25 protein-coding genes and 1 riboswitch are annotated in these 26376 nt (G+C 62.8%); of the genes, 11 read left to right on the top strand and 14 right to left on the bottom strand.

The window, feature by feature from the left end; all coding sequences use genetic code 11:
• Positions 1 to 44: 44 nt before the first annotated feature.
• The 7 genes from ABZ728_RS08440 to ABZ728_RS08410 form a co-directional block, all read right to left on the bottom strand.
• Positions 45 to 1481, bottom strand: a complete 1437-nt coding sequence (locus ABZ728_RS08440; protein WP_366655649.1) for an amidohydrolase family protein — start codon at positions 1479 to 1481, stop codon at positions 45 to 47.
• A complete protein-coding gene (locus ABZ728_RS08435; RefSeq protein WP_366655648.1) occupies positions 1478 to 2539 on the bottom strand; it encodes an oligopeptide/dipeptide ABC transporter ATP-binding protein in 1062 nt (353 codons plus the stop codon). Before ABZ728_RS08435 ends, ABZ728_RS08440 begins: the two co-directional genes overlap by 4 nt.
• Positions 2532 to 3578, bottom strand: a complete 1047-nt coding sequence (locus tag ABZ728_RS08430) for an ABC transporter ATP-binding protein (protein WP_366655647.1) — start codon at positions 3576 to 3578, stop codon at positions 2532 to 2534. The genes ABZ728_RS08435 and ABZ728_RS08430 overlap by 8 nt, the downstream gene beginning before the upstream one ends.
• Positions 3575 to 4462 (bottom strand): ABC transporter permease, encoded by an 888-nt coding sequence (locus ABZ728_RS08425; protein ID WP_366655646.1) that lies wholly within the window; start codon positions 4460 to 4462, stop codon positions 3575 to 3577. Before ABZ728_RS08425 ends, ABZ728_RS08430 begins: the two co-directional genes overlap by 4 nt.
• Before the next feature lie 4 nt (positions 4463 to 4466).
• Positions 4467 to 5408, bottom strand: a complete 942-nt coding sequence (locus tag ABZ728_RS08420) for an ABC transporter permease (protein WP_366655645.1) — start codon at positions 5406 to 5408, stop codon at positions 4467 to 4469.
• A 102-nt stretch (positions 5409 to 5510) separates the two neighbouring features.
• Positions 5511 to 7049, bottom strand: coding sequence for an ABC transporter substrate-binding protein (locus ABZ728_RS08415; protein WP_366655644.1), 1539 nt, complete (start codon positions 7047 to 7049; stop codon positions 5511 to 5513).
• A gap of 167 nt (positions 7050 to 7216) precedes the next feature.
• The gene (locus ABZ728_RS08410) at positions 7217 to 8668 is read right to left on the bottom strand and encodes an amidohydrolase family protein (protein WP_366655643.1); all 1452 of its coding nucleotides are present in this window, start codon (positions 8666 to 8668) and stop codon (positions 7217 to 7219) included.
• Positions 8669 to 8950: 282 nt separating this feature from the next.
• On the opposite strand from ABZ728_RS08410, the gene ABZ728_RS08405 reads away from it, so the two are divergent.
• The gene (locus ABZ728_RS08405) at positions 8951 to 9880 is read left to right on the top strand and encodes an IclR family transcriptional regulator (RefSeq protein WP_366655642.1); all 930 of its coding nucleotides are present in this window, start codon (positions 8951 to 8953) and stop codon (positions 9878 to 9880) included.
• A gap of 230 nt (positions 9881 to 10110) precedes the next feature.
• Complete coding sequence (locus ABZ728_RS08400) at positions 10111 to 10689, top strand: GNAT family N-acetyltransferase (RefSeq protein WP_366655641.1); 579 nt, start codon at positions 10111 to 10113, stop codon at positions 10687 to 10689.
• A 107-nt stretch (positions 10690 to 10796) separates the two neighbouring features.
• Here ABZ728_RS08400 and ABZ728_RS08395 read toward each other — a convergent pair whose 3' ends face one another.
• The 3 genes from ABZ728_RS08395 to ABZ728_RS08385 form a co-directional block, all read right to left on the bottom strand.
• The gene (locus ABZ728_RS08395) at positions 10797 to 11609 is read right to left on the bottom strand and encodes a hypothetical protein (RefSeq protein WP_366655640.1); all 813 of its coding nucleotides are present in this window, start codon (positions 11607 to 11609) and stop codon (positions 10797 to 10799) included.
• Between the two features lie 105 nt (positions 11610 to 11714).
• Positions 11715 to 12500 carry a methyltransferase domain-containing protein gene (locus ABZ728_RS08390; RefSeq protein ID WP_366655639.1) on the bottom strand — a complete coding sequence of 262 codons (786 nt, stop codon included), beginning with the start codon at positions 12498 to 12500 and terminating at the stop codon, positions 11715 to 11717.
• A 133-nt stretch (positions 12501 to 12633) separates the two neighbouring features.
• Positions 12634 to 13707 carry a maleylacetate reductase gene (locus tag ABZ728_RS08385; RefSeq protein ID WP_366655638.1) on the bottom strand — a complete coding sequence of 358 codons (1074 nt, stop codon included), beginning with the start codon at positions 13705 to 13707 and terminating at the stop codon, positions 12634 to 12636.
• 169 nt (positions 13708 to 13876) lie between these two features.
• On the opposite strand from ABZ728_RS08385, the gene ABZ728_RS08380 reads away from it, so the two are divergent.
• From ABZ728_RS08380 to ABZ728_RS08360, 5 genes are all read left to right on the top strand, one after another.
• Complete coding sequence (locus ABZ728_RS08380; protein WP_366655637.1) at positions 13877 to 14809, top strand: VOC family protein; 933 nt, start codon at positions 13877 to 13879, stop codon at positions 14807 to 14809.
• Positions 14810 to 14879: 70 nt separating this feature from the next.
• Positions 14880 to 15491 (top strand): alpha/beta hydrolase, encoded by a 612-nt coding sequence (locus ABZ728_RS08375; RefSeq protein WP_366655636.1) that lies wholly within the window; start codon positions 14880 to 14882, stop codon positions 15489 to 15491.
• A gap of 144 nt (positions 15492 to 15635) precedes the next feature.
• A complete protein-coding gene (gene hmgA / locus ABZ728_RS08370; RefSeq protein WP_366655635.1) occupies positions 15636 to 16955 on the top strand; it encodes a homogentisate 1,2-dioxygenase in 1320 nt (439 codons plus the stop codon).
• Between the two features lie 58 nt (positions 16956 to 17013).
• Complete coding sequence (locus ABZ728_RS08365; protein WP_366655634.1) at positions 17014 to 18030, top strand: fumarylacetoacetate hydrolase family protein; 1017 nt, start codon at positions 17014 to 17016, stop codon at positions 18028 to 18030.
• Positions 18031 to 18136: 106 nt separating this feature from the next.
• Positions 18137 to 18358, top strand: a riboswitch (cobalamin riboswitch).
• A 119-nt stretch (positions 18359 to 18477) separates the two neighbouring features.
• Positions 18478 to 18972 (top strand): copper chaperone PCu(A)C, encoded by a 495-nt coding sequence (locus ABZ728_RS08360; protein ID WP_366655633.1) that lies wholly within the window; start codon positions 18478 to 18480, stop codon positions 18970 to 18972.
• Between the two features lie 54 nt (positions 18973 to 19026).
• Here ABZ728_RS08360 and ABZ728_RS08355 read toward each other — a convergent pair whose 3' ends face one another.
• Positions 19027 to 19497: an Lrp/AsnC family transcriptional regulator gene (locus ABZ728_RS08355; RefSeq protein ID WP_366655632.1), complete on the bottom strand. Its 471-nt coding sequence runs from the start codon at positions 19495 to 19497 to the stop codon at positions 19027 to 19029.
• Between the two features lie 140 nt (positions 19498 to 19637).
• Between ABZ728_RS08355 and hppD the strand changes: the two genes are divergently transcribed.
• Positions 19638 to 20750 (top strand): 4-hydroxyphenylpyruvate dioxygenase, encoded by a 1113-nt coding sequence (hppD, locus tag ABZ728_RS08350; RefSeq protein ID WP_366655631.1) that lies wholly within the window; start codon positions 19638 to 19640, stop codon positions 20748 to 20750.
• A 103-nt stretch (positions 20751 to 20853) separates the two neighbouring features.
• Here hppD and ABZ728_RS08345 read toward each other — a convergent pair whose 3' ends face one another.
• The 3 genes from ABZ728_RS08345 to ABZ728_RS08335 all read right to left on the bottom strand — a co-directional run bounded on the left by ABZ728_RS08345 (position 20854) and on the right by ABZ728_RS08335 (position 23036).
• Positions 20854 to 22371 carry a peptidoglycan-binding domain-containing protein gene (locus ABZ728_RS08345; RefSeq protein ID WP_366655630.1) on the bottom strand — a complete coding sequence of 506 codons (1518 nt, stop codon included), beginning with the start codon at positions 22369 to 22371 and terminating at the stop codon, positions 20854 to 20856.
• A 263-nt stretch (positions 22372 to 22634) separates the two neighbouring features.
• Positions 22635 to 22778, bottom strand: coding sequence for a hypothetical protein (locus ABZ728_RS08340; protein WP_366655629.1), 144 nt, complete (start codon positions 22776 to 22778; stop codon positions 22635 to 22637).
• A 102-nt stretch (positions 22779 to 22880) separates the two neighbouring features.
• Entirely contained in the window at positions 22881 to 23036 is a 156-nt protein-coding gene (locus tag ABZ728_RS08335; RefSeq protein WP_366655628.1) for a hypothetical protein, read from the bottom strand.
• 315 nt (positions 23037 to 23351) lie between these two features.
• Between ABZ728_RS08335 and ABZ728_RS08330 the strand changes: the two genes are divergently transcribed.
• The 3 genes from ABZ728_RS08330 (at position 23352) to ABZ728_RS08320 (ending at position 26308) form a co-directional block, all read left to right on the top strand.
• On the top strand, positions 23352 to 24116 hold the full coding sequence (locus ABZ728_RS08330) for an SDR family oxidoreductase (protein WP_366655627.1): 765 nt from the start codon (positions 23352 to 23354) through the stop codon (positions 24114 to 24116).
• Between the two features lie 172 nt (positions 24117 to 24288).
• On the top strand, positions 24289 to 24801 hold the full coding sequence (locus ABZ728_RS08325; RefSeq protein WP_366655626.1) for a molybdopterin-dependent oxidoreductase: 513 nt from the start codon (positions 24289 to 24291) through the stop codon (positions 24799 to 24801).
• A gap of 121 nt (positions 24802 to 24922) precedes the next feature.
• Complete coding sequence (locus ABZ728_RS08320) at positions 24923 to 26308, top strand: HAMP domain-containing sensor histidine kinase (RefSeq protein ID WP_366655625.1); 1386 nt, start codon at positions 24923 to 24925, stop codon at positions 26306 to 26308.
• Positions 26309 to 26376: the final 68 nt, after the last annotated feature.

Genomic DNA, 26376 nt, shown 5'->3' with positions numbered 1-26376 from the left:
GCGCATTCCCGGGGAACTTGGAATGATAACCTTCCGCGTCCCGTCTATTGAACGGGCAAGCACAAAGGCGCGATCTGGTCGGCCGTCCGGCCGAGATAGTCCCGGTTCGGCACGTTTGCCATCATACGGGCCTGTCCCTCGGTCAGGCGCTCGCACGCGTCCAGATGATCGATGGTCAGAACGTGGCCGTCAGCCACGACCTTTTGCCCGTCGATGAAGACATCTTTTACCCCGCGATCGGCGGCATGGAAGATCAGCGACCGCAAGGGGTCGCGCGCGGGCATCATCCATGGGTTGGTCAGATCGCACAGCACGATATCAGCCTTTGCGCCGGGCGCCAGACGCCCGATATCGTCGCGCATCAAGGCCTTGGCGCCGCCGACCGTGGCCGCGTGGAACATCATTTCCGTCGATACGGTATCCAGATCCCGGCCGGCGATCCGCGCGAAGGTCATGGCCTTGCGCATTTCCTCCAGCATGTTGTGCGGCGTGGTATCGGTGCCGATTCCCATGATCACGCCGGCCCGAACGTAATCGCCGAAATTCTCCATGATATGGCCATAGCGCGCGAAGGGGGTCGGGCAATGCGCGACGGCACACTGGTTCTCGGCCAGGATCGCCAGATCGCGCTTTGTCCACCACCGGATCCACGAGTGCTGATCGATGAAGATGGCGTGCCCAAGCACCGTGCCGGGGGAGAGGATGCCGATTTCCTCGGCCCATTGTATCGACGTCTTTCCGTGGCGCCGGATCATCTCCTGCAGCTCAAGCACGCCTTGCGACAGGTGCAGCGTGAAGGGGATGCTGCGCTCGCGGGCGGCGGCATGGCTGTCACGCAGCAGATCTTCCGAACAGTTCTCGATCTGCATCGGCGAGACGACGCCGGACAGGCGGCCCGACGGATGCGCCGCCAGGGTATCGATCAGGGCGAGCGCGTCTTCCATACCCTGGCGGCCGCGCGCCTCGTCCCAGTCGAAATCAAGGCTGTGGTCGTTCTTCATCTTCCATTTGGCGGTGGCGAAACCCGGCGCGACGAAGCCGCGCAGGCCCGTGCGCGCGAACAGGTCAAGCCATCCCGGCCAGATGGCGCCGATGTCGCAAAGGCTGGTGACGCCGGACAACAGCAGTTCGGAGGCGGCGACTTCGAAGCTCGCTTCGCGGAACGCGTCGTCTGTGGCGCCGAACGCCTGCGAGCGTTCATAGAGGCCGGTCATGTACTGGTTGCGCAGGCCATGTTCTTCACGGATGCCGCGATAGGACGGCTCGTGTTGGGGGTGGGCGTGAATGTTGACGAGGCCCGGCATCACCATCAGCGAACGGCCGTCGATTTCGGTGGTGGCGTCGCCGGCGAATCCGGGACCGACATGGGTGATCGTCGCACCATCGAAGGCGACGTCGGCGTCGCGCCGATAGACGTGCTTTTTCGCCGCTGCGTCCCAGGCGACGACCCAGGCGGCGTTGCGGATCACTGTCGTACTCATGCGGTCACTCCTGCTGGCCGTTTCCCGGTCGGGTGCGGCGTTTGGGTTGAAAACGACGGCGCCGCCTCTGATGGCGCCGGGGCGCGAACATGGCAGGCGACGAAATGGCCGGGTTCGATTTCGACGGTGGGGGGCACTTCCCGTCGACAGCGTTCTTCGGCCAAAGGACACCGGGTGTGAAAATGACAACCGGGCGGCGGTTTCGACGGGCTCGGGACCTCGCCGGGCAGAACCGCCTTTTCGCGCCGCTGATGAGGGTCCGGAACCGGCACGGAATCGAGCAGCGCTTCGGTATAAGGGTGGACCGGGTTGGCGAACAGGCGGCGTTGGGGAGCCAGTTCGACGATGCGGCCGAGATACATCACCGCGATGCGGTGGCTGATATGCTGGACCACCGCCAGATCATGGGCAATGAACAGATACGACATGCCCAGCTCGGCCTGAAGATCAGCCATCAGGTTGATCACCTGCGCCTGCACCGATACGTCGAGCGCGGAAACCGGTTCGTCGGCGATGATGACGCTCGGATTGAGCGCCAGCGCCCTTGCGATGCCCAGGCGCTGGCGCTGGCCGCCGGAAAATTCGTGCGGGTAGTGGTGGATCTGATCGGCACGCAGCCCGACCCGGTCGAACAGGCCCTCGATGCGGTCCTTCAGGTCCTGTCGGCGCGCGATGCCATAGTTTTCCAGAGCTTCGCCGACGATGTCCCCGGCCCGGATGCGCGGGTTCAGCGACGCGTAGGGGTCCTGAAAGACGAACTGGATATTGCGCCGGTAGCGACGCATGGCGTTCGGCTTCAGATGGGTAATGTCGGTGTCTTCGAACCGGATCGAGCCTTCGGTCGGTTCGACCAGGCGCACGATCATCCGGGCGAGCGTGGACTTGCCGCAGCCGGATTCGCCGACGACGCCCAGCGTTTCGCTCTGTCCCAGCGTGAAGCTGACGCCATCGACGGCGTGAACATGACCCGCGGTGCGTCCGAACAGGCCGCGGCGGATCGGGAACCGCATGGCCAGCTTGTCGACTTCCAGCAATGGCGTTGCATTTCCGTCAAGCATAAGCGGCCTCCGTCGCCCGTTCTGCATGCCAGCATGCGGAATAGTGGCCTTCGTCCTGTCGTTCCAATGGCGGGTCCTTCTGACGGCAAATGTCCGTCGCCAGCGGGCATCGCGGTGCAAACCGGCAGCCCGCGATCTGCCGGTCGAGGCGTGGGACGATCCCTGGTATCTCGACCAGCCGGTCCCGTTGGGCGGGGGCGCTACGATCGACCTTGGGCACCGATCCGAGCAGGCCGACGGTATAGGGATGGCGCGGCCTGTCGAAGAGTTGCCAGACCGACGCTTCCTCGACCTTGCGCCCCGCATACATGACGATCACGCGGTCCGCCGTTTCCGCGACGACGCCCAGATCATGGGTGATCAGCATGATGGCGGTGCCGAATTCGCGGCGCAGGTCGAGCATCAGCGTCAGGATCTGGGCCTGGATGGTCACGTCCAGCGCGGTGGTCGGCTCGTCGGCGATCAGCAGGTCCGGTTGGCAGGCCAGTGCCATGGCGATCATGACGCGCTGGCGCATGCCGCCGGACAGGTGATGGGGGTATTCCTCGGCCCGGCGTTCCGGCTCGGCGATGCGGACCATGCGCAGCATTTCCACCGCCCGGCGCTGGGCTTCTGCCCGGCTCATCCCGCGATGCAGGATCAGTGTTTCCGCGACCTGGCGTCCGATCTTCATCACCGGGTCGAGCGAGGTCATCGGTTCCTGAAAGATCATCGACATGCGATTGCCGCGCAGCTTGCGCATGGACGGCTGGTCCAGGCCGATCAGTTCCCGGCCGTCGAGCTTGACGCTGCCGGCTTCGATGCGGCCGGGCGGCATCGGCACCAGGCCCATGATCGACAGCGCCGTGATGCTCTTGCCGCAACCGGATTCGCCGACGACGCCAAGGATCTCGCCCTTGTTCAGGGTCCAGCTTACGTCGTCGACCGCCCGGATCGTGCCGTCGAGTGTGTCGAAATAGGTCTTCAGCCCCCGGACATCGAGAACGGGAACCGCCTCGTCTGCCGCTGCGGGGTGCCGTTCGGCTTCCGTGATTGTCATAGCCGCCTCGCAATTCGGGGATCGAGCATGTCGCGCAGGCCGTCGCCGAGCAGATTGATCGCCAGCACGGTGACCGCCAGAAAGATGCCCGGCACCAGGATGATCCAGGGCGCGAGCTGGAAATAGCTCCGCCCTTCCGCCATGATGTTGCCCCAGCTCGGGATTTCCGGCGGCGTGCCCGCGCCCAGAAACGACAGCAGGGATTCAATGATGATGGCGGCGGCGCAGATATAGGTCGCCTGGACGGTCAGGGGCGCGATGGTGTTCGGCAGGATGTGCCGGAACAGGATTTTCGGAAAACGGGAGCCGACGACGACGGCGGCCTCGACATAGGGCTGTTCGCGCAGCGACAGCACGACACTGCGCACCAGGCGGACGACGCGCGGCAGTTCCACGATCGTGATCGCCACGATGACGGTGGTTATGCTGGCGCTTGCCACGGCCATCAGCGCGATCGCCAGCAGGATCGCCGGGATGGACATGAGCCCGTCCATGACGCGCATGAGGATGGCGTCCGCGATCCGGTTGTAGCCGCTGACCAGGCCGATCACCAGCCCGATCGTCGTCGCCAGCAGCGCCACGACGATGCCGATGACCAGCGAGACGCGCCCGCCGTGGATCGTCCGGCTCCACATGTCCCGGCCGACGGCGTCGGTGCCGAGAATGTGGTCGACCGAGGGTGGCTGGCGCCGGGACAGAGGCTCCATGATCAGGGGATCGTAGCCGGTCAGAAGCGGCGCTGCGACCGTGGCCCCGATGATCAGTCCCAGGATCGAGGCGCCGGCTGTTACGGTCGGGTGACGCCGGACCCAGCGCAGCGTAGTCCGGAATCGCGATTTCGGCGGACTTGCGTCACTTGCCGCATCGTTCTCGATGGTTGTCATGAATTCAATACCGGATGCGTGGATCGAGGATGACGTAGAGGAGGTCGATGGTCAGGTTGACCATCACATAGACCCCGGAGAAGATCAGCAGCACGCCCTGGATGACCGGATAGTCGCGGTTCAGAATCGCGTCGACCACGAGCCGGCCGAGGCCGGGAATCGCGAACACGCTTTCCGTCACCACGACGCCGCCGAGCAGGATTGCGATGCCGACGCCGATGATGGTCAGGATCGGGACGGCGGCATTCGGCAGGGCATGGCTGAACAGGACGGCGCGGGTGGACAATCCCTTGGCCTGGACGGTGCGGATGTGATCCTGGGTCAGAACCTCCAGCATGCTGGCCCGCGTGATGCGGGCGATCAGGGCCATGAAGCTGAGCCCCAGTGCAAAGCTGGGCAGGATCAGATAGGTCAGGAACGGCCAGAACCCTTCCGCGATCGGTCTGTAGCCCTGGATCGGCAGGACGCCAAGTGTGATCGAGAAGACATAGATCAGGATATAGGCGACGACGAAAACGGGAAAGCTGAAGCCCAGCACCGCGAAACTCATCACGGCGCGATCGATCCAGCTTCCGGCTTTCCACGCGGCCAGAACGCCGATGGGAACAGCCAACAGCACCGTCACGATGGTCGTCGTCACGGTCAGTGCGATGGTCGGCTCCAGGCGCTGCATGAACAGGACGCTGACGGGCCTGTTGGAGAAGATCGATGTGCCGAGATCGCCCCGCAGGATGTCGGCGATCCACAGGAAGTATTTCTCGTGGAATGGCCGATCCAGCCCGAGCTGGGCACGAATGGCGGCGATTTGCTCCTGTGACGCCTGATCACCGGCGATCATGGCCGAGGGGTCGCCCGGCGCGAAATGAAGAATGGAAAAGACGACGATCGAGACGACGAACAGCACTGGAATCGTCGCCAGGACGCGCCGCAGAATGAAGGCCCACATTTAAGTTTCCCGTGCTTGCCGTTCCGGAAATCCGTCTGCGCCGCCGGCGCGGTCCTGCCCCGGACGCTCGGGTCCGGGGCAAAACCACCGACATGTCAGCGGTCAGTCTTCCTTTCTGATATTCCAGTAGAATATCGCCGGCGCCGGGATGACGTCGCTGATCTGGTTGGAATAGACGATGGCCGGGCGGTACTGTCCGAGCGGAATGTAGGTGACGTTCTCCATGTGCAGGGCCTGGATCTCGTCGATCAGTTCCGCGCGCCGGTCTTCATCCGTTTCCAGCGCCCATTCCTCGTTGAGTTCCACGATCCGCTCGTCGCACGGCCAGCCGTACCAGGCATCGTCGCAGTTCTTGACGAAGTTGTGGGTCAGCGGATTGTCGATGCCGGTAGCCGTGGAGTTCGTGATGAACACGTTCCAGCCCCCTTCGGACGGCGGATCCTGCCGCGCCCGGCGCTGGGTCAGGGTCGACCAGTCGACCGCTTCGACTGTGACGTCAAAGCCGAGATTGCGCAGCGTCTGCGTTCCCATCAGTGCTGCCGGGTGCAGTGTGGAGTTGTCGGCCGGATCCATGATCAGGACTTCCGCGCCCATGGCGCCCGCGTCCTCGATCATCTGACGCGCCCGTTCGATATCGACACCCAGCAGAGCTTCGGACCCGGCGTCGCTTTCGTTCGGGCCGCCGCAACCGAAGACCGCGGCGCAAACGTCATAGCGTTCGGGGTCGCCGATCACATTGGCCATATAGGCTTCCTGATCCGTGCCCCACAGCAAGGCTCGGCGCACTTCCGGATCGTCGAAAGGAGGGTGCAGGTGGTTCAGCGCCATGAACAGCTGCCAGCCCAGCGGATCGTTCGGCTGGATGGTGACGTCGGGATTGCCAGCGACCATTTCCAGCAGATCCGGCGGTGGGGATTCGTGCAGATCGACCTCGCCCGCGGCCACCGCCGACATGGCAACGCCAGCATCGGGCATATAAACGGATTCCACGCGATCGATGTGGACGACCTTGCCGCCGGCGGCCATGCTGGGTGGCTCGTCGCGCGGGACATAATCCTCGAATTTCTCATAGACGACGACACTGCCCGGAACCCATTCGTCTTCAACGAAGCGGAAAGGGCCGGAGCCGATGACTTCTTCGATCTGCTCGTCCGGCGGCGTCTCGGCGAGACGCTCGGGCATCATGAACGGCACATTGCTGTCGATCTTGCCCAGAGCTTCGAGCACGAATCCGATCGGTTCGCTGAGCTGGATGGTGAAGGTGTCGTCATCGACGACGTCGATGCTGTCGGTATAGCGCATCATCGCCTGGCCCATGCCGTCATTGGCCGCCCATCTTTCGATCGACGCAACGCAATCGGCAGCCGTGACGGGTTCGCCGTCATGCCAGAGCAGACCTTCCCGCAATGTGAAGGTATAAGTCAGCCCGTCGTCGCTGATCTCGTAGGTGTCGACCATCTGCGGCTGGACTTCGTTGTTCGCGTCCATGGCGAACAATGTGTCCCAGACCATATAGGCATGGTTCCGGGTGATGTAGGCCGTGGTCCAGATCGGATCCAGAACCGTCAGGTTGCCGATCGGTACGGAACGGACCACAATTTCTTCGTCGTCCGCATTGGCTTGTCCGATTGGTGCGATCATTATGGTGGAGCCGAGTAACGCGGCACACCACGCGGATTTACTGAAATTTTTCATTGCTTCCCCGCTCGGTTAAGATTGGTTCAGTATTGTCACCTCTTCTATCAGAGCCTTTGCCAAAAGCTCGAACCACACGGGCCACCGTGGCCCGGGTGATACCTCTGCCCCGATCACTCGGGGTGCCGGCCAGCCGCCGTGCCGAAGGCGAAGCCGGCCGGCCATGCCAGATCGGGCCGTTCCGCCCGCAGTCGGCCCCATGCGCGCTCGGCAATCGCCTGCGCCTCCTTGACGGTGGATACCTCGTCGATCGTGTTCACGGTCCCGCCCTGCATGAGCCAGGCGCCGTCGACCATGACGGCGTCGACGTCGCGCGCCTGTCCCTGGTGAACGAAGGTCGAAACCGGGCGCAGATGCGGCACCAGATGGGCGCGCTGGAAATCCACCATGATCAGGTCGGCCTTGCTGCCGGCGGTGAGTGAGCCTCCGTCGTCAATGCCCATGGCCCGATAGCCGTTGCGTGTTGCCCATGCCAATGCCTCTTCCGGCGTCGGGGCGCGGCCGTCGCGGCGGCGCACGCGTTCCATGAACAACCCGGTGCGCATGACCTCGACCATGTCCTCGGCCATGTTGTCCGACCCCATGCCGATCAGACAGCCCGCATCGGCCAGTTCGGCGATGCGCGGACTCAGGCCCCGTCGCGCGGCGATGGCGGAATTGAAGGCGACGGAAGCGTGCGCCGCACCCAGCGCCGTTTCTTCGGACCCCGCCATGCAGCGGCAATGGGCGCAGATCACGCGGTCGTTCAGGAATCCGAGATCATTCAGGTATTCAGTCGGCAGTTTGCCGCGCACGTCCCTGACCGCCGCCACCTCGCCCCAAATCTGGTTCAGATGGATGGTCGAGATGCAGCCGAGTTCGTCCTGTAGCGCCCGCAGCGTATTCAGAAGTTCGGGCGAGCACATGTCCGGCGCCCAGGCGGCGATGCCAACCGTTATCCGGCCGCCGCGCGCACCGTGCCAGGCGGCGTGCAGTGCGCGGATCCGCTCGACGCCGTCGCGTGCCAGGGTCTCGCTGACCTTGAAACCACCCTGATCGCCGATGCTGCCTTCGGCCTTGTCCCAGGCCCGCTCGCAAAACAGGACGCGAAGCCCGGTTTCGGCGATTTCCTCGGCATATTCGGCAATATTGGCGCCGTCTTCGAGAACGGCCGTGGTGCCGCTGCGGATCGCTTCCAGCGCCGCCAGCCGCACCATTACGCGCATTTCGTCGGCGGTGAATTCCGGAATTGGCACCGGCGCCAATCCGCTGGTGAAGGGGGGCGCGTTCGGCGGCGACAGGTCTTCGTAGATGCCCTTGGCGGCAATCATCGAGAAATGTGTATGGATATTGGCAAAACCGGGAAACACCACTTTCCCCTCGCCGGACACCCGCTCGGCTGCGGGATATCTGGAAAGAATGTCGGCACTGTCGCCAACGGCCGTGATCCGGCCCCCGTCGACAGCGATGGCCGCGGCGGTGTGAATCGTGCCTGCCGCATCGCCGGCAATGATGGTCGTGTCGTGGATAACAGTCGTCACATCAGCCTCGCCACCTGGTTCGCTGCCGCCGACTATGGGCGGCATTCATTCCGCTTCGCTCGCCTGCTTTGGGGGCCGGCGCGGACACGGGGGGAACGGCTTGGGTATCAGATGCTTCTCGTAATCCTGCGAAGCCACAGGCCGGCCATTGGGCCGGAATGCCTCATTACCTGTCGTTCTTTATAGAGAACAGTGTTCTCTGTAGTGTATGATTGACGGTAGGATGCAATATCGCAGCCTGTCAACGATAAAGGCACTTGCATAAAGGCGCCGGCATTAACGATCCATCGCCGGCGGCAACGCGTTAAATCCGAATGGAGTTCGAAGTTGGCGGACAGAAATAACGATGACGGCGAACCGGAAATCCTGGCGCCGGAAGAACTCGTTCAACAGGACGGCAAGTGGTTTCTCAGACACCGCAACAAGTCCGCCACCTGGGCCGAGCCAAAAGGCTCCGTGCCCGCGCTCGACAAGGGGATCCGCATCCTGGCTTTTCTGAACGAGCAGGAGAATGCGGGATCGACCCTGGCCGCCATAGCGTCGACGTTGAACATCACCCGCAGCCATTGCCACGGACTATTGAAAACGCTCGTGGCACATGACTGGCTGTATTTCGATGAGCGGGCGAAGGCATACCGGCTGAACGCAGGCGTCTTGCGCGACTTCTCCAGCCTGTTGGACGACCGTAGCCACGTCGCGTTCGTCCGGCCTTATCTGGAAAGCGTTTGCCGGCAAACCGGTGTTCCGACCATCGTGTCACGCGTTCTGCCGGACGGCTCGTTCGTCGTGGCCGACAAGGTCAGTGCGCCGCTGGAGATGGAGATTTCGTACCCCATCGGCCACTGGTTTCCGCGCGATGCGCCGGTGCAAATGCGCGCTCATCTCGCATGGCGGTCGCCGGACGAGATCGATGCGTGGTTTTCGCAATGGGAGCCGCATCAGTATTCCCACCGCACCGTAACCGACCGTGCCGATATTCAAACGGAACTGATCGAGACCCGCAGACGTGGCTACGCGCGCAGCATCGGAGAATTCACCGATGGATTGATGGCCCTTGCGCTGCCGATCTTTTCGCCCAATGGCGCCGTGCAGTTCATCATCAGTTGCATCTCAACTTATCCGACGCTGGTGCAGAAGGAAGCCGGCACGGTCGCCGAACTCGTTAAAGCCGCCTCGGAAATCCACGGCCTGTTCGGCAGCATCATACCGGACGATTTCCCGCGGCCGGTGGCGCGCCACGGTTCGCAGGCGCTTTAGAGAGTTCTGAAAACCCGGGTTGGGCAATCCGTGCGGGTGCGGCGAGACCGCGACCCATTCCAGCGACGTCGCGAGTGCCAGCCGACCGGCGTTCGACGGACTGGGTACGCAGTCGGACAGCGATCTTTCCGTGCGGAGCCCAGCGGTTCGGGCTACGATGTCAAGGTCAAGTCCGTTGCCGATGATGGCGACCCGAACCTACCGGTCCTGAATCTGCTGGGGAGGAAGGCATGATCGAACTCAAGACCCCCTTTAGGCCCGCCACTGAAGCCGATGCACAACAACTGGCAGATCTTGTCAACTTTGCTGGAGAAGGGCTACCCCTTTACATCTGGGAAAGCATGGCCGAAAAGGATCAGGACCCGTGGGATGTAGGCCGAAGCCGACAGGCGGCAAAGGCGCGGGAAGGCGAAATCATCGTAATGGATTTCGGAGCCGGAGCCGTTGCTGGGTTGACCGGTTACGCAATTGGCGCGCAGCCAACCCCTGTTGGTGAAGATTTGCCGCCTTTGTTCCGACCGATGGTGGAACTGGAAAACAGGGCTCTCGACAGCTGGTACATCAACGTTCTTGCCTGCTATCCGGAGTATCGTGGACGAGGGATCGGATCGCAGCTGCTCCATTTGGCAGAAAGAATCGCGCAAGATCAGGGTATGAGACGGATGAGTCTGATTGTCGCGAGCAACAATTCAGGGGCCCGCCGTCTTTATGAGCGGAACGATTATTCAGAGACCGCGAGATTGCCATGCGTGAAGGAAGGCTGGAAGTCTGATGCTGACGACTGGGTTCTCCTGACGAAACCGCTTTAAGGCATCTTTCGCAATCGGTCCACTTGCCTATCCCCCGGAAGCGTGAAGCGCTGTCCGGGGTCCGCACTTGCCGCGATAACCCTGGTGTGGCGGGCCCGGCTGCGCATCTACATCAGCATCAGCTTGTCGTTCAATGCCATCCAACCACCCGGTTCCTTCATGAAGGAGTCGACGTCGTATTGGCCGAAGATCCGGGTAAGGCCTCGCCGCGTGAATATCTCGACGAACATGGCCGAGGCGGGGCCGACGGCCAGACCGGCCGAGCGTCCGGGAAGGATGCTGTTGATCTTGTTTTCCTGATAGGCGCGCCAATGGACTTCCATCGCGACGCGGGCGATCAGTTTGCCCAGCGTGACCTTGATGCCGAGTTTGGCGACGGTGCTGGCGATGGTCACGCCCAGACCGACGGCGGGAATCGGAATGGCCGCGCCTGCCAGTCCGGTGCCGCGCACGGCAAGCTTGGCGTATTTCGCCTTCAGCATGGCGTCCATCCAGTACATGATCGTCTGGCTGTTCCTGAAGCCTTTTCCGGATGCCTTGATGCCCATGATATGGGCGCCAGTCGTGCCCACGGCACTGCCATGCAGGGCCAAACCGGCGACGTCCACCATGGTCACTGCCGATGCCGCCCCGCTGGCGACGGAGGCAACGCTGCTGCCGAAGCTCTTGACCCCCCGGTCTGTTATATATGAGCGGGTTCGGGGCGACATGCCGGAGAAGCCATGGCTCAGAAACAGCGGATTCTTGATGACGGTGTGTTCGCCGTCGTCCTTCAGGCCGTGGGCGTTGCGCAAAAGATGGCCGATGGTCACGAACGCCGACGCCGCATCGTTGCTTTGAGCAAGAGTCTCGATCACCAGCCAGGCGATGTCTTCCGCATCACCCTGGCCGAGGTCGTTTATGGAGGCTGGATCCGGCATGCATTTCGCTCCTCTGTTCCAGAATTGTCAAGGACATGAGGTGAGCTTAAGCGGCCGGTTATTAAATTTTTATGTTCCCTTGAATGACTTTGGCGGTTGAATATTTCAATCACCGCGCGCAGCCCGGAACCGCAGGCGCACGTAGTCGGCGCTCCAGTGACCGTCTTCGTCGCACAGGCTGGTGGCGAGCCATCCGGTCGCGCGGTTCAGGACCGTCTCGCGATCGCTGTCGGACAGGCCTTTCAGGAATGGATCGGCGAAGGTACGCAGCCAGCCGGTCATGCCCGTGGGCAGCGGCGTCGGCCGGGGAATGAGGTCGATCGTCTCGATCCGGAATCCGTGCGCTTCGAGCACTCGACGATACGCATCAGGTGCCGGAAAATACCACGGCATCCGGGTGGCGCCGTCCACGCCCTGAGCATCGAGGGCCGCAATCAGGGCGGTGACGATGGCGGCGACATTGCCGTGGCCGCCGAACTCGGCGACAAACCGGCCGCCGGGTTTCAGCGCGCGGGCGGCACCGGCCACGACAGCGGCGGGATCGCGGGACATCCAGTGCAGGGCCGCATTGGAGAATACGGCGTCGAATTCGCCCTCGAATGCCAGTTCATGGCCGTCGACCACATGGGCGGCAAGCCCGCGTTCCCGGGCGGCGGCGATCATGCCCGGCGAAGCATCGACGCCCACCACATCGGCGCCGGCCTCGGCCAGACGGGCGGTCAGAACGCCGTCGCCGCAGCCGAGATCGAGAATGCGTTCGCCGCGCGTCGGGGCGAGCAAGTCGAGCACCGCCGAGCCGAGGACGGGAACGAATCCGGCGTCTCGGGCGTATGCTTCGGGATTCCAGGTCTGGCCGGCGGCGTTAGGGGCTTGGTCATTGGCAGTCGTCACGTCGGTTCCTTTTCGGTCGTGTTGCGGGCGTGCGTGTAGCGGTTTTCGTGCGCCGCGATCGGATGCGGAATGGCCGGGCAGCGACACGAGGGGCGAGCCCGCCTTGTCTCCGCCGAACGGCCTGGGTGACGGTCTACCACAGAGGCGCGTCACCGGACCAGGCAGCGCGCAGAAGTGCAGCGATTCCCTGCAGATTCAACTCGCGCGGGTTCCAGTAGGGAGACCCCAGCGCGATTTCGGCCGCCGTCATGATATCCTTTTCCTTCATGCCGATATCCCGAAGGGCGCGCGGCGCGTTGATGCGCCTGGCGAAGTCGTGAAGCGCCTTCCCGGGGGAGTCGCCGTCGAACACCTCCGCCACCGGTTGCAGCAGTTCGGGAACTGCGCCGGCATTGTAGGCGATGGTGTGCGGAAGCAGGATCGCGTGTGTTTCCGCATGAGGAAGACCGAACGATCCGCCGAGGACGTGGCTCAGTTTGTGGTGCAGCGCCATCCCCACCTGCGCCAGCACCGTTCCGCACAGCCATGCGCCATAGAGCGTCTCGCCTCTGGCCTCCAGATCCTGCGGATCGCGGCAGACCGTCGGCAGGGCGTTGCGAAAGGCTTTCATTCCCTCGATCGCCAGAAGTGTGGCGATCGGGTTGCGGTCGCGCGCGTAGAGACCTTCAGCCGCATGCGCGATGGCGTTCATGGCGCTCGCCGCCGTGATCGGCAGCGGCAGGGCGCGCACCAATTCCGCGTCGTAGAGGATGACCGCGGGCTGCACCCGCGCGTCGGTGATCGTCGTCTTTCGCCCTTCCTTCGTCTGCCCGAGAACCGGTGTCGCCTCGCTACCGGCATAAGTGGTGGGCAGGGCGATCTGCGGCAGGCCGGTGCGCAACGCCAGCGCCTTCGAGAGACCGATGGCCGAACCGCCGCCGACGGCGACGAGGCAGTCGGCCCTCATCGCCAGGACATCGTCGAGAGCGGCCGCGGTCACCTCGACCGGCGTGTGCATCTGCGCTCGCGGCAGAACGCCGGCGGCCAGCGGCCCCAGCGCCCCCGCAAGCTCCTGCCCCAGCCCTTCGTGCCGGGGGGTCGACAGGACCACGGCTCGCTGTGCGCCCAGCCGCTCGGCTTCCTCGGGAAGCGTCCGGCGCCGGCCGGGGCCGAACGAAACGCGCAGCGCCGGCTGCGAGAGCGCGAATTCCTGCTGAAATATATCCATAGTCGATACTTTCGATCAGAAGGGCACGTCGCCCTCACGTGGATCTCGCCCATGCTGCCATCATTACAGAAATTGCAACAGTCCATGCACGATAATGACCATACCGAAAACAGGCCGGGCCACCCATCTCTTCGGTCATGAATATGATACCGGAATTGGAGCGAGTGCCATGCTGACCCAGATCAAAGGCCTGCACCATGTCACGTCGTTGGCAGCGGATGCGCAGCAGAACAATGACTTCTTCACCAAGCTTCTCGGCCTTCGCCGGGTCAAGAAGACGGTCAATTTCGACGAGCCCAGCGTCTATCACCTCTATTACGGCGACGAGGTCGGCACGCCGGGCAGCATCATCACATACTTCCCGTTCCCCAATATCGCCGAAGGCCGCCCCGGCGCGGGCGAGGTCTCGCAGACAGTCTTTGCGGTGCCGGAAGGCTCGCTCGGCTATTGGGCGGAGCGGTTGGCAGCACAGGGCGTCGCGGGGCTCCGGGAGGATGAGAGCTTCGGCGAAAAGCGGCTTGGTTTCCAGGGGCCTGATGGCGACGGCTTCGTGCTCGCCGAGGTGGCGGACGACCCGCGCGCGCCATGGGCTGGCGGCCCGGTGCCCGCGGCGGACGGCGTGCACGGCTTTCGCGGCATGACCATGCGGCTGCGCGACGGCGGTGCCACGGCTGAACTGCTGAAGTTCATGAACTACGAGGAGGTGGACCGCAAGGGAGCGGTGACGCGCTATGCGGTCAGGGGCGGCAACGGCGCGGACGTCGTCGACCTGGAGGTCCTGCCGGACGCCACACCGGCGCGTCAGGGGGCGGGCTCCGTCCACCATGTCGCCTTCGCCGTCGAGGACCGCGCTGCGCAACTCGAAGTGCGCAAGGCTCTGATGGACACGGGATATAACGTCACGCCGGTGATCGACCGCGATTTTTTCTGGGCAATCTACTTCCGCACCCCGGGCGGCGTGCTCTTCGAGGTCGCGACCAACGAGCCCGGCTTCGACCGCGACGAGGATACCGCGCATCTGGGCGAGGCATTGCGCGTTCCAGCCCAGCACGCACATTTGCGCGACCGGATCGAAGCGAGACTTCAGCCGATCATCGACTGACCCATCACCACCCGCAGCGGGCCCAGTCCAGGTGATCCCGGTCCCGCTGCGGCCAGGAAGGAACGAGCGGATGTCCATCGACGCCTATGTTCACATCTCGCGGCGGCCGGAACCCGGCGCCGCCCTGATCTTCACCTTTCACGGCACCGGCGGCGACGAGCATCAGTTTACCGATCTGGTCGCCCGGATTCTGCCGCGGGCCGGCGTTATCGCGCCGCGCGGCGATGTTTCGGAACTCGGCGCCAACCGCTTCTTCCGCCGCACGGGCGAGGGCGTCTACGACATGGACGACCTCGCCGCGCGTACCGCGAAGATGACCGGTTTCATCAGTGCCCATCGCGCAGCGAACCCCGGCGCGCCGGTCCTTGCGCTGGGCTATTCCAACGGGGCAAACATCCTCGCTTCGGTTCTGTTCGAGGCGCCCGAGCTTTTCGACCGCGTGGTGCTGATGCACCCGCTGATCCCGTGGCAGCCGGAGCCGAACCCCGGCCTCCCCGGGGCGAAGGTCCTGATTACCGCCGGCCGCAGGGACCCGATCTGCCCGCTGCCGCTGACGGAGGCGTTGGTCGACTATCTCGAAATCCAGGATGCCGCGGTCGAACTCACATTGCACGACGGCGGCCATGAGGTGCGCCAGCAGGAAATCGACGCCGTCGCCGCTTTCCTAACCCGCCCCGACTGACCCGGGAACGCTCGTGCGTGTAGCGGTTTCCGCGCGCCGCGATCGGGTGCAGAATGGTCCGGCATCGACACGAGGGGCGAGCCCCTCTTCGTCTGCCGGCAAGAGCAGACGCCAGCCTGAAACGGTGCGGGAAGGAGTGCAATCATGACCTTGGCCGAGCATCCCGGGACCTATATGCCCGGATTCGGAAACGATTTCGAGACCGAGGCCCTGCCGGGCGCCTTGCCCCAGGGTCAGAACTCGCCGCAACGGTGCGCCTATGGCCTTTACGCCGAACAGCTTTCAGGCTCGCCGTTTACCGCGCCACGCGGCACGAACGAGCGGTCGTGGCTCTATCGCATCCGGCCCAGCGTGCGCCATTCCGGGCGATTCAAGCCGGTCGACCGCCCCTGGTGGCGAACGGCGCCGGCCATCGACGATCACGGCCTGCCGCTGGGCCAGCTTCGCTGGGCGCCGCTGCCGATGCCGGTGGAACCGACCAGCTTTATCGATGGCATCCGCACCATGACCACCGCCGGCGATGCGCTGAACCAGGCCGGCATGGCCGCGCATACCTATGCCTTCAATGCCGACATGGTGGACGACTATTTCAGCAACGCCGACGGCGAGATGCTGATCGTGCCACAAGAGGGCGCGATAGGCGTGGCGACCGAACTGGGCGTCATGGATGTCGCGCCGGCGGAAATCTGCGTCGTGCCGCGCGGTATGGTGATCAAGGTGACACGGGGCGCCGGGGTCGACGCAGCGCGCGGCTATGTCTGCGAGAACTACGGGGCGAAATTCACGCTGCCGGATCGCGGCCCGATCGGGGCCAACTGCCTCGCCAACCCGCGCGATTTCAAGACGCCGGTTGCGGCATACGAGGACAAGGAGACGCCGTGCCGCCACCACATCAAGTGGTGCGGCGGGTTCCATGTCACGGAACTGGGGCATTCGCCGTTGGATGTCGTGGCCTGGCACGGCAACTATGCGCCATATAAATACGATCTGCGGACGTTCTCGCCGGTCGGCGCGATCCTGTTCGACCACCCCGATCCGTCGATCTTCACCGTGCTGACCGCCCCGACCGAGGAAGCGGGTACGGCGAATGTCGATTTCGTCATCTTCCCGCCCCGCTGGGCCGTGGCCGAGAACACCTTTCGGCCGCCATGGTTCCACCGGAACATCATGTCCGAGTTCATGGGGCTGGTTTACGGCCGCTATGATGCCAAGGAAGAGGGCTTCGTGCCGGGCGGCATGAGCCTGCACAACATGATGCTGCCGCACGGACCCGACGCCCAGGCCTTCGAGAAAGCATCGACAGCCGATCTCGCACCGGTCAAGCTGGACAACACGCTCGCCTTCATGTTCGAGACGCGGTTTCCCCAGCAGGTGACGCGGTTCGCGGCGACGACTGAAATGCTGCAGGACGACTATCCCGATTGCTGGACGGGATTGGAGCGACGGTTCGACGGGACACCGTGACGATGGCCCGCCGGCCGGTACCCGATGGCAAATACGCCCTCAACAGGAGAGACGAGCGATGAAATTGGCCACACTGAAGGACGGTACCCGCGACGGGCGCCTTGTCGTCGTCTCCCGCGACATAACCCGGTACACCGAGGTGGCGCATATCGCACCGACCCTGCAGGCCGCGCTTGATGACTGGGCGTCGGTGTCGGTCCGGTTGGACGAAGTGGCCGCGACGCTGGCCGCCGGGACCGCACCGGCCCATCGCTTCCATGAACGTGAGGCCCATTCGCCCCTGCCGCGCGCCTATCAGTGGGCGGATGCGTCGGCTTACGTCAACCACGTCGAACTGGTGCGCAAGGCCCGGAATGCCGAGATGCCCGACAGCTTCTGGACCGATCCGTTGATGTATCAGGGCGGATCGGACAGCTTCCTCGCGCCGCGCGCGCCGATTGTCATGCCCGAGGATGAAAGTCTGGGCATCGATATGGAGGGGGAAGTTGCCGTCATTGTGGATGACGTCGCCATGGGCGCGAGCGAGGACGACGCCCGCAACGCGATCCGGCTGATCATGCTGGTCAACGACGTGTCGCTGAGGGCCCTCGTTCCCGGCGAGCTGGCCAAGGGTTTCGGCTTTTTCCAGTCCAAGCCGTCGTCGGCGTTCTCGCCGGTCGCCGTGACGCCCGATGAACTGGGCGATGCCTGGGACGGCGGCAAGGTCCATCTGCCGCTGCTCGTCAGCTATAACGGCGCCGCGTTCGGCCGGGCGAATGCCGGCGTCGACATGACCTTTGATTTTCCGCGCCTGATTGCCCATGCCGCGCGGACTCGCCCGCTGTCCGCCGGTACGATCATCGGCTCCGGGACGGTGTCGAACAAGGAAGGCGATGGGCCGGGCCGCCCGGTGGCTGACGGCGGGGCGGGGTATTCCTGCATCGCGGAAATCCGCATGATCGAGACCATCCGCGACGGCGCGCCAAAGACGCCGTTCATGCGCTTTGGCGACACCGTCCGCATCGAAATGAAGGACGACAACGGACGGTCGATCTTCGGGGCGATCGAACAGACGGTGGAGCCGTATCGCGAATAGCAAACAACAGGTGACCGATCGGGCCGGCTCGTAGCGGCTGATCGACGTTTTCGCCGCCGGGCCGCCGGGCACCGCCGATCGTGTGGACACGGATTCAACGGTCGTGATAGCGTCCGACCCGGATGGTCCGCGTCGACGGCAAACGCCGTAGGCGGGGCTAAGAGGGAACCCGGTTTGAAGCCGGGGCTGCCCCCGCAACTGTAAGCGGATAGACGGTATTCGCAGTCGGGTCATTCGACTCGACATGCCACTGGGCAATGCCCGGGAAGGCGGAATAATTGTCTCGGACCCGCGAGCCAGGAGACCTGCCATCCAATACCATGGCCGACAGGCTGGGACGGGGTGTGCCCGGAGGACCGTATGATGACTCCCTCTTCGCGTACTCCAGCAATGCTGTCGGCCGATTCAATCGTGAGGACCATTCCCTCGCATTCGTGGGAGACGATAATGAAGAAGACTTTCCTGGCCGCATCGCTGGCGGCATTCATGGCGGCTGGCGTGGCCATTGCCCATCACGGCGAAACGCCAGTTGAAGTCGGGGCGATGGCGGTCAGCCATTCCTGGACCCAGGAAACCTCGGCAACTGCCCATTCCATGTCCGTGTTCACCACCATCGACAATCATGGCGAGGAATCCGACCGCCTGATTTCGGCCGGCACCGACTTCGCGGATGCAGGTGTATTCCGGGCGCCGGTCCTGAGTGAGGACGGGGCGCTTCAGGTCGTCGATGTCCCCGCCGTGGAGATCGCCCCCGGCCAGACCCTGACGCTGGAGCCCGGCGGCGTCCACATCGTGCTGCCCGATGTCCAGCAGGCATTCCTTGAAGGCGATCACTTCCACATGGATCTGGAATTCGAGAAGGCCGGAAGCGTGAGGGTCGCGGTGGACGTCGATCACGGTCATGATGATGACGACGCCCGCGATCACGACCGCGCGTCCTGATCTAAAGCGACCGGTCGGAAAGGGACGGCGCGCGACCGAGGTATGACCCTGGCGCTATAGTGGCAGGGCGTCGTCTTCCTTCAGCGAGTCCAGCACGATCGAGGTCTTGACGTGCTGGACCGACTCGTGCGGCAGCAGAATGTCGTTCACGAATTCGGAAAGGCCCTTGAGGTCGGTCGTCACGACCTTGAGAAAGTAATCCATTTCGCCGGTCAGGGCGTGCGCTTCCAGAACCTGTGGCAATCCCCGCACCAGGTCCGCGAACCGGCGGGCGTTGTCGCGGTTGTGGGTCGCCAGCGTCACCGAGATGATATTGACGATGCCATAGCCGAGCTTCGCCCGGTCGAGCCGGGCGTGATAGCCGAGGATGAAGCCGTCGGCCTCCAGCCGCGAGCGCCGGCGCGAGCATTGCGACGGCGACAGATTGATCCGGTCCGACAACTCGTTATTGGTCAGGCGCCCATCGGCCTGCAGGCAGGCGAGCAATCGACGGTCGAAGTCATCGAGGGGCCTGGAGTCCGTCATCTTTGCCACCTTTTCTGCATGATCCGTGCACAGGATCGGCTATTCGCGGCCCCGTATGCAAACACATTGCGGCAGTGATGCGCAATAATGGCTCCCAATGCGCTAGAGCGCGCTCCCTCTACCTTCAGGAGATATGAGCCATGGGACCGTTTCCCCACGACGCCCCGCCGGCAAAGATCGACGATGAGAACCCCGCCGGCACCGACGGATTCGAATTCGTTGAATTCGCCCATCCCGATCCGGCGGCATTGGAAGCGCTGTTCGAGCGTATGGGCTATGTGCCCGTCGCCCGGCACAAGTCGAAGGCGGTCACAGTCTGGCGACAGGGTGATGTCAATTACATCGTCAACGCCGAACCCGGAAGCTTTGCGCACCGTTTCGTCGAAACGCACGGCCCGTGCGCCCCGTCAATGGCATGGCGCGTGGTCGACGCCGATCACGCCTTCCAGCATGCTGTATCCAAGGGTGCCGTTCCCTATGAAGGCGACGACAAGACGCTCGACGTGCCGGCGGTTGAGGGCATCGGCGGGTCGTTGCTGTATTTCGTCACGCGTCCCGAAGACGGCCAATCGCCGTATGAAGCGGAATTTGAATGGCTGGGCGAGCCCGACCCGCGCCCCGAAGGCGTCGGATTCTATTATCTCGACCATCTGACCCATAATGTTTTCCGTGGCAATATGGACAAATGGTGGGCATTCTATCGGGAGTTGTTCAATTTCCGCCAGATCCATTTCTTCGACATCGAAGGCAAGATGACCGGGCTGGTCAGCCGCGCGATCACGTCGCCCTGTGGCAAAATCCGCATTCCTTTGAACGAATCCCGCGACGACAAAAGCCAGATCGAGGAATATCTGAGGAAATACAATGGCGAAGGTATCCAGCATATCGCGGTTGGTACCGACAACATCTATGACGCGACCGACAAGCTTGCCGACAACGGGCTGAAATTCATGCCCGGCCCGCCGGAGACCTACTACGAGAAGTCACATGGCCGCGTCACCGGACATGACGAGCCGATCGACAGGATGAAAAAGCACGGCATTCTGATCGATGGTGAAGGCGTCATCGACGGCGGTATGACCAAGATCCTGCTGCAGATCTTTTCCAGAACCGTCATCGGCCCGATCTTCTTCGAGTTCATTCAGCGCAAGGGCGATGAAGGGTTCGGTGAAGGCAATTTCCGGGCCCTGTTCGAATCCATCGAGGAAGATCAGATTCGGCGCGGCGTATTCAAGGACGAGTCTGCTGCCTGACCCGGGTGCCTGACCCCGGTGCCTGACCCCGGTGCCTGACCCCGGTGCCTGACACGGGCCGGCCGGGAGCCGCAATGGTTCCCGGCCGGCGTCCTTTGCAGGGTTATTCGCGACCCTCGACCGTGACGCTGTGCAGGGTCCATTCGCCGCCGGCATTGATCAGCGAGAAGCCGTCGAACCCGCCGGAAAAGGCATTGTCCCTGGCGCGCAGAATGACGTTGCCATTTGCGGCGACCGTCATTGTGCCGTCGGGCTGGCGTTCCCAATCCAGCGTTACCGTCTGGTCGTTGGACAGTGATAGAGATGCACTGTCCAGGGCGACCTGATCGCCGCTCGTGATGCGCAGCAGCGTCAGCGGCTCGGCATTGTCCTCAAGATAGGCCAGCCGATAGCCCTGGCCGAGCTGGCTGCCGCGATACGGGCCGATATTGATCTGTCCGCCATTGAAGTCGCGTCCGGAAATTTCCGTTGTAATCCGGAAACTGTCGGGTATGGAGACAGCGGTTTGAGCGGCGGCCACACCGCCCTGAGACGGCAGGCGGATGCCGAGTTCGCGTTCAAGAACCGATCCCAGCAACTCAAGCCCGGCGCCTTCCAGTGTATCTGCGCGGGGCTGTGCCATACGGCTGGTCAATCCGCCGTTGCGCACGGAAAACTGACCGGTCGAGATCCGCCATCCGGGGTTCGAGGTATAATCGCCGTCATCGAAATCGTCGGACAGCAGGGTCACGAAATCGCCCGGACCGCTATCGCCGTTATCGTCCTCGGCGCTATCATCCTCATCATCATCATCATCATCGGGGGCTTCGCCCTGCAGTCGGGCGAGCAGTTCGGCCGAAACGCGGCCGGTGGGGTCCATACCGGCATCCGACTGGTAGGTTCTGATCGCCGTCCGGGTGGTCGGGCCAAGCACGCCATCGGCCGGGCCGGCATCGTATCCGCGGTCGTTCAGGGCCTGCTGAACGGTGGCGACATCCCTGGTCGTCAGATCGTCGCTGTCATCGCGATTGTCGTCTGCGCGCAGATCCTCAAGCAGTTCAGACGTGGCGCGGCCCGTCACAAGGTATCCCCGATCGCGTTCATAGTCCCGGATCGCGTCGCGCGTGGCCTGGTTCATTTCTCCCGAAACGGCGGGAATACGGTAATCGCGCTGGCGCAATTCCGATTGGATGGCGGCGATCATATCCGCCTCGTCGTCGTCGGTGCTGGTATCGTCCTCGGGTTCCTCTTCGGGCTCCTCGACGCTGCCGAACCGCTCCTCGACGCTTTCACTGATATGGTTCAGCAGCGATTGCGAGGGCTCGCCGGTAACCAGCAGTCCCTGGTCGTCCTGATAAGCCTCAATCGCGCTGCGTGTGCGCGATCCCATCAGGCCGTCCTCAGGACCGGCATCGTAACCGAGCCGGTTGAGCCGGGTCTGGATCGCCATAACGCCGCGCGATTGCGCGACCTGCACGGTGTCCGACTGACCCGAAGCGGGCTGCGTGCCCACGGAACTGCGATCCGCAGCGGCCCAGGCGGGTGGATTGGCGCGCTCGGAAGCCGCAAAGGCCGCCCCCGGCATCGCCGTGGTGGCCAATAGAACGGCGACGAGTGCTGTCGGATGCCGCTTGGGGATCATTGGCAAATTCCTCCTTATTATCGCAACTGTACAGGCATACAGATGACCATTGCCCGATCAGAATCAATAAGGAGGACTAGACGCCTGCAGAGTCGCGCGGCGTGATATCTTGGTGATTATATGAGCGCTTGTTTATATGGATTGAAGTTCGGATCGGCTGCCGCCGAATTTGTTGCTGTTTTGTTTTTCCTGCGTGTCGGGGCGTAGCGACGCAACTGGGGGCTGCCGGCAAACCGACAGCCCCCGTCGTGTGGCCACTGGGATCAGAGGCCGATGGGGAAAATGTCTTCGAACGGGTCGGGTATGCAGCCACCGTCGATGACGCCGCCGGAGATATCGTCGATCTCGCTGACGGACAAGGTGCGGATTTCGGTTTCGGCGATCGTGTTCGACGTTTCGTTAATCATGGGTTCTCTCTCCTGTCATGGATGAAGCTGGCGCGATGAAATGCGTGCCGGAGCCGGAATGCTCCAGCGCCGGCACTGGCAATCGAATTCGGCGGTCGGCCCTTACAGGGGCGACGGAAAGGGAATGGGCTCGACCGGGAGGTCGATCCAGATGATGCAGCCGCCTTCCATCACACCGCCGGAGATGTCATCGACTTCGTTGGCGGACAGCGTGCGGATTTCGGTTTCCGTGGTCGTGCTGGACTTTTTGTTAAGCATGGTTTTTGTCTCCCGGACGTGATTGAAAGCAGCCAGATATACGGGCTGACTCTGATGCTGTTATATCTTATACAGATCCCGCTTTTGCGGTATCTGATCTTTCGTCGTCGCATCGGAAATGCATGCTATACTTCTTTTGACCCCGATACCCTTACAGTCTTGCCCCGAAACATGAGGGAGTCAATAGAAAAGCACGTAAAAGTTGTAACTCGGTCTTGGATTGGCTGTGGCTGGTGTCCGCCGCTTTCCTCACGCCGTCTCGAAGCCTATGATCGTCGGCAACGCCTGGATCATGAAACATAATGGGGAAACGCAATGAGCAGCGCCACAAAGGTAGCGGTCATCACCGGGGCCGGCACAGGGGTCGGCAGCGCAACGACAAAGGCGCTTGCCGCCGAGGGATACGCGGTTGTCCTGACCGGCCGGCGCCGGGAGCCGCTGGAGACGGTTGCCGAGGCGGTAGCGGCGGCGACGCCGGGTGCGAAGACGCTGGTTGTTCCGGCCGATGTCGGCGATCCCGATCAGGTCAGGTCGCTGTTCGATACCGTGCAATCTACCTTTGGCCGACTCGATCTGCTGTTCAATAACGCGGGCACCGGGACACCGCCGGTTCCGTTCGACGAAATTCCGTTGGCAGACTGGCAAAAGGCCCTGGCCGCCAATCTGACCGGCGCGTTCCTGTGTAGCCAGCAGGCGTTTCGTCTGATGAAGGCCCAGACGCCGCGCGGCGGGCGCATCGTCAACAATGGGTCGATTTCGGCGTATACGCCACGGCCCAATTCTGCGCCCTATACGGCGACCAAACATGCGATCTCGGGTCTGACGAAGTCGTGCGCCCTGGATGGGCGGGCCTTCGACATTGCCTGCGGTCAAATCGACATCGGCAATGCAGCGACGGAAATGACCGAGGCGATGAAGGACGGCGTACTTCAACCCGACGGCACGAAGCGCCCGGAGCCGCGCATGAACGCCGACGATGTGGCTCGGGCAGTCATCTATATGGCCAGCTTGCCGCTCGATGCCAATGTGCTCAATATGACAGTGATGGCGACGAAGATGCCATTTGTCGGCCGAGGATAAGCAATCTCAGAAAAAATAATTACAATAGTAATGCTTCGAGATCGAAGTTAACATTGCCGTAATCGGGAATTTAAACTGTATTTTTATTGAGGAATTGTGCTATTGGGGGTCGTCGGGACGGTGCTGCTATGGCAGCGGCGCCGCAACGGCTGGCAGCCGATGGGTACGACAGGTGATAGTACGTACAGTTTCTCATCTTTGTGTGCTGGCGGCGGTTTTCCTTTCGGCGGCGGCGATTGCGGCTGATCAGGAAAGCCGCGCGCTTGCCGGGCCGGTGCTGCTCGAAGTATCCGGACAGGGCGGCGCACCGGTCCTTCGCCGGTTCGATCGCGATGCGCTAATGGCGCTGCCGCAGACCTCGATCCAAACCTATACCGACTGGACCGACGGGCCCCAGCAATTCGACGGCGTGCTTCTGGTTGACCTGCTCGATCATGTCGGTGTCGAGGGATCGGTCATCACGGCGCATGCGCTGAACGACTATTACGCCGAAATCCCGGCGTCCGATCTGTCCCGGCACGATATCCTCATCGCTCATACCTGGAATGGCGAACGCATGCGGGTCCGCGATCGTGGCCCGCTTTGGATTATCTATCCGTCAAACAATCGGCAAAGCGGACAACCCGATATCGATAACAGCAAAATGGTATGGCAGTTGCAGAAGCTCCATGTATCGGAGCAGTGAACCCATGGACCGCGGTATCCGCTTGCGGGTCTTTTTCATTGCCGCTTTCGGCCTTTCGTTTTTATGTCTGTTGATATCAAATGTATTTTATCTCTATAAAGAACAAGAGATAAAATCCTATTTGTCCCGGACCAATTCGTGGGTTGCGTGGCAGATCGAGAAAGAGCATCTGCGGTTTCTCGGCGCCGTGGACGAATTGAGTATTGAGGCGACGGACGCTGCTCATGAAAATGCCCTGCTTTATTTCGATCTGCTGCTCAGCCGCTTTCCCGTCGCCCTGAACGGAACGGAGTCGGCCTTTCTCCGCGATGATCCCGAAGCCCTCGAAACCGTTTTGTCGCTGCGGGATGCGGTGCTGGGGCTGGAAAGCGCGATCTTCAACGTCGATCCCGCCAATCGCGAGGCGCTGCTACGGGTCCGCGAGCAGGTCCACAGTGCGCTGGGGCCATTCGCCGATGACCTTTCGCGTCTGACGGCGTCGTTTTCTACCGGTCGCCGGGCGCAGGAACTGTTCGACCAGGTTTTCCGGAATCAGCGCATTTCGCTTTACCTGACGGTGGGGTTGCTGGTCACGGCGACGACCATTCTGGGATTTCTGGTCGTGGAGGTCCTGCGGCGTCGACGCTATGCCGCCGAGCAGGAACAACTCTATCGCCGTGCCGAAGCGGCCAGCGCCGCCAAATCGGCCTTTCTCGCCAATATGAGCCACGAGCTTCGAACGCCGCTCAATGCTGTCATCGGGTTTTCCGAGATCATGCGCTCGGAAGCCTTCGGGCCGGTCGGCTCCAAGCGGTACCACTCTTATCTGGGTGACATTCATCAGGCCGGCAATCACCTGCTGAACGTCGTCAATGCCGTCCTCGATATCGCCAAGCTGGAGCGATCGGAAATCAATCTGGACGAGGGGCGCTTCCTGATCGACGAGGTTCTGGACTTTGCCGTCTCGGTTCACGAGCCGCACCGGGTGCGCGAGGAAAAGCAGTTCGATGTCCAGCGCGGGGTCGATGACGACACGACGATCGAGATCCGCGGCGATCTTCAGATGTTTCGCCAGATCCTGCTGAATATCCTGAGCAATGCCGTCAAATTCACGCCGGCGCATGGCTGTATCGGCATCATTTGCATCGTCCGGACCGACCGGCTGGAGATTCGCGTCGAGGATGAAGGGCCAGGCATCGATCGCCGCGACCGCCGGCGCGTGTTCGATCCATTCTTTCAGGCCGATCAGAGCTGGACACGCTCCCATCAGGGGGCCGGTTTGGGGCTGCCGATCGCCCGGGGCTTTGCGCGCGAGCATGGCGGCGATCTCTGGCTGGAGAGCGAGCCGGGAGAAGGAACAACAGCCGTGCTGACCCTGCCGCGGGATCGGATTTCTCTGGTGCCGAACCCCCGGGTCGCAAGGGCCGGTCATCGTCCTGTTCCCGGCGTCGACAGTGAAGCGGTCGACCCGGTCACTTCAGATCGGGTGACTGCGGACCAAGTGACCCCTGATCGGGCGGCCGGATAGCCAGAGCAAGGCCAGCGATTGCCATGTAGTGTGACGCTGCCGCCATGCCCCATCGAGCCGGTCTTTTT

Origin of the sequence: Fodinicurvata sp. EGI_FJ10296 (assembly GCF_040712075.1) — a bacterium.
In the GTDB taxonomy this organism is placed as follows: Bacteria; Pseudomonadota; Alphaproteobacteria; order DSM-16000; family Inquilinaceae; genus JBFCVL01.
Note: the sequence above shows the minus strand (reverse complement) of the source record. Positions and strands in the feature narration are given on the sequence as shown.

What these genes read in the sequence shown, in the direction of transcription:
- ABZ728_RS08440 (WP_366655649.1), bottom strand. Translation starts at nt 1,481, where the DNA reads ATGAGTACGACAGTGATCCGCAACGCCGCCTGGGTCGTCGCCTGGGAC.
- ABZ728_RS08435 (WP_366655648.1), bottom strand. Translation starts at nt 2,539, where the DNA reads ATGCTTGACGGAAATGCAACGCCATTGCTGGAAGTCGACAAGCTGGCC.
- ABZ728_RS08430 (WP_366655647.1), bottom strand. Translation starts at nt 3,578, where the DNA reads ATGACAATCACGGAAGCCGAACGGCACCCCGCAGCGGCAGACGAGGCG.
- ABZ728_RS08425 (WP_366655646.1), bottom strand. Translation starts at nt 4,462, where the DNA reads ATGACAACCATCGAGAACGATGCGGCAAGTGACGCAAGTCCGCCGAAA.
- ABZ728_RS08420 (WP_366655645.1), bottom strand. Translation starts at nt 5,408, where the DNA reads ATGTGGGCCTTCATTCTGCGGCGCGTCCTGGCGACGATTCCAGTGCTG.
- ABZ728_RS08415 (WP_366655644.1), bottom strand. Translation starts at nt 7,049, where the DNA reads ATGATCGCACCAATCGGACAAGCCAATGCGGACGACGAAGAAATTGTG.
- ABZ728_RS08410 (WP_366655643.1), bottom strand. Translation starts at nt 8,668, where the DNA reads ATGCCGCCCATAGTCGGCGGCAGCGAACCAGGTGGCGAGGCTGATGTG.
- ABZ728_RS08400 (WP_366655641.1), top strand. Translation starts at nt 10,111, where the DNA reads ATGATCGAACTCAAGACCCCCTTTAGGCCCGCCACTGAAGCCGATGCA.
- ABZ728_RS08395 (WP_366655640.1), bottom strand. Translation starts at nt 11,609, where the DNA reads ATGCCGGATCCAGCCTCCATAAACGACCTCGGCCAGGGTGATGCGGAA.
- ABZ728_RS08385 (WP_366655638.1), bottom strand. Translation starts at nt 13,707, where the DNA reads ATGGATATATTTCAGCAGGAATTCGCGCTCTCGCAGCCGGCGCTGCGC.
- ABZ728_RS08380 (WP_366655637.1), top strand. Translation starts at nt 13,877, where the DNA reads ATGCTGACCCAGATCAAAGGCCTGCACCATGTCACGTCGTTGGCAGCG.
- ABZ728_RS08375 (WP_366655636.1), top strand. Translation starts at nt 14,880, where the DNA reads ATGTCCATCGACGCCTATGTTCACATCTCGCGGCGGCCGGAACCCGGC.
- hmgA (WP_366655635.1), top strand. Translation starts at nt 15,636, where the DNA reads ATGACCTTGGCCGAGCATCCCGGGACCTATATGCCCGGATTCGGAAAC.
- ABZ728_RS08365 (WP_366655634.1), top strand. Translation starts at nt 17,014, where the DNA reads ATGAAATTGGCCACACTGAAGGACGGTACCCGCGACGGGCGCCTTGTC.
- ABZ728_RS08360 (WP_366655633.1), top strand. Translation starts at nt 18,478, where the DNA reads ATGAAGAAGACTTTCCTGGCCGCATCGCTGGCGGCATTCATGGCGGCT.
- ABZ728_RS08355 (WP_366655632.1), bottom strand. Translation starts at nt 19,497, where the DNA reads ATGACGGACTCCAGGCCCCTCGATGACTTCGACCGTCGATTGCTCGCC.
- hppD (WP_366655631.1), top strand. Translation starts at nt 19,638, where the DNA reads ATGGGACCGTTTCCCCACGACGCCCCGCCGGCAAAGATCGACGATGAG.
- ABZ728_RS08345 (WP_366655630.1), bottom strand. Translation starts at nt 22,371, where the DNA reads ATGATCCCCAAGCGGCATCCGACAGCACTCGTCGCCGTTCTATTGGCC.
- ABZ728_RS08340 (WP_366655629.1), bottom strand. Translation starts at nt 22,778, where the DNA reads ATGATTAACGAAACGTCGAACACGATCGCCGAAACCGAAATCCGCACC.
- ABZ728_RS08335 (WP_366655628.1), bottom strand. Translation starts at nt 23,036, where the DNA reads ATGCTTAACAAAAAGTCCAGCACGACCACGGAAACCGAAATCCGCACG.
- ABZ728_RS08330 (WP_366655627.1), top strand. Translation starts at nt 23,352, where the DNA reads ATGAGCAGCGCCACAAAGGTAGCGGTCATCACCGGGGCCGGCACAGGG.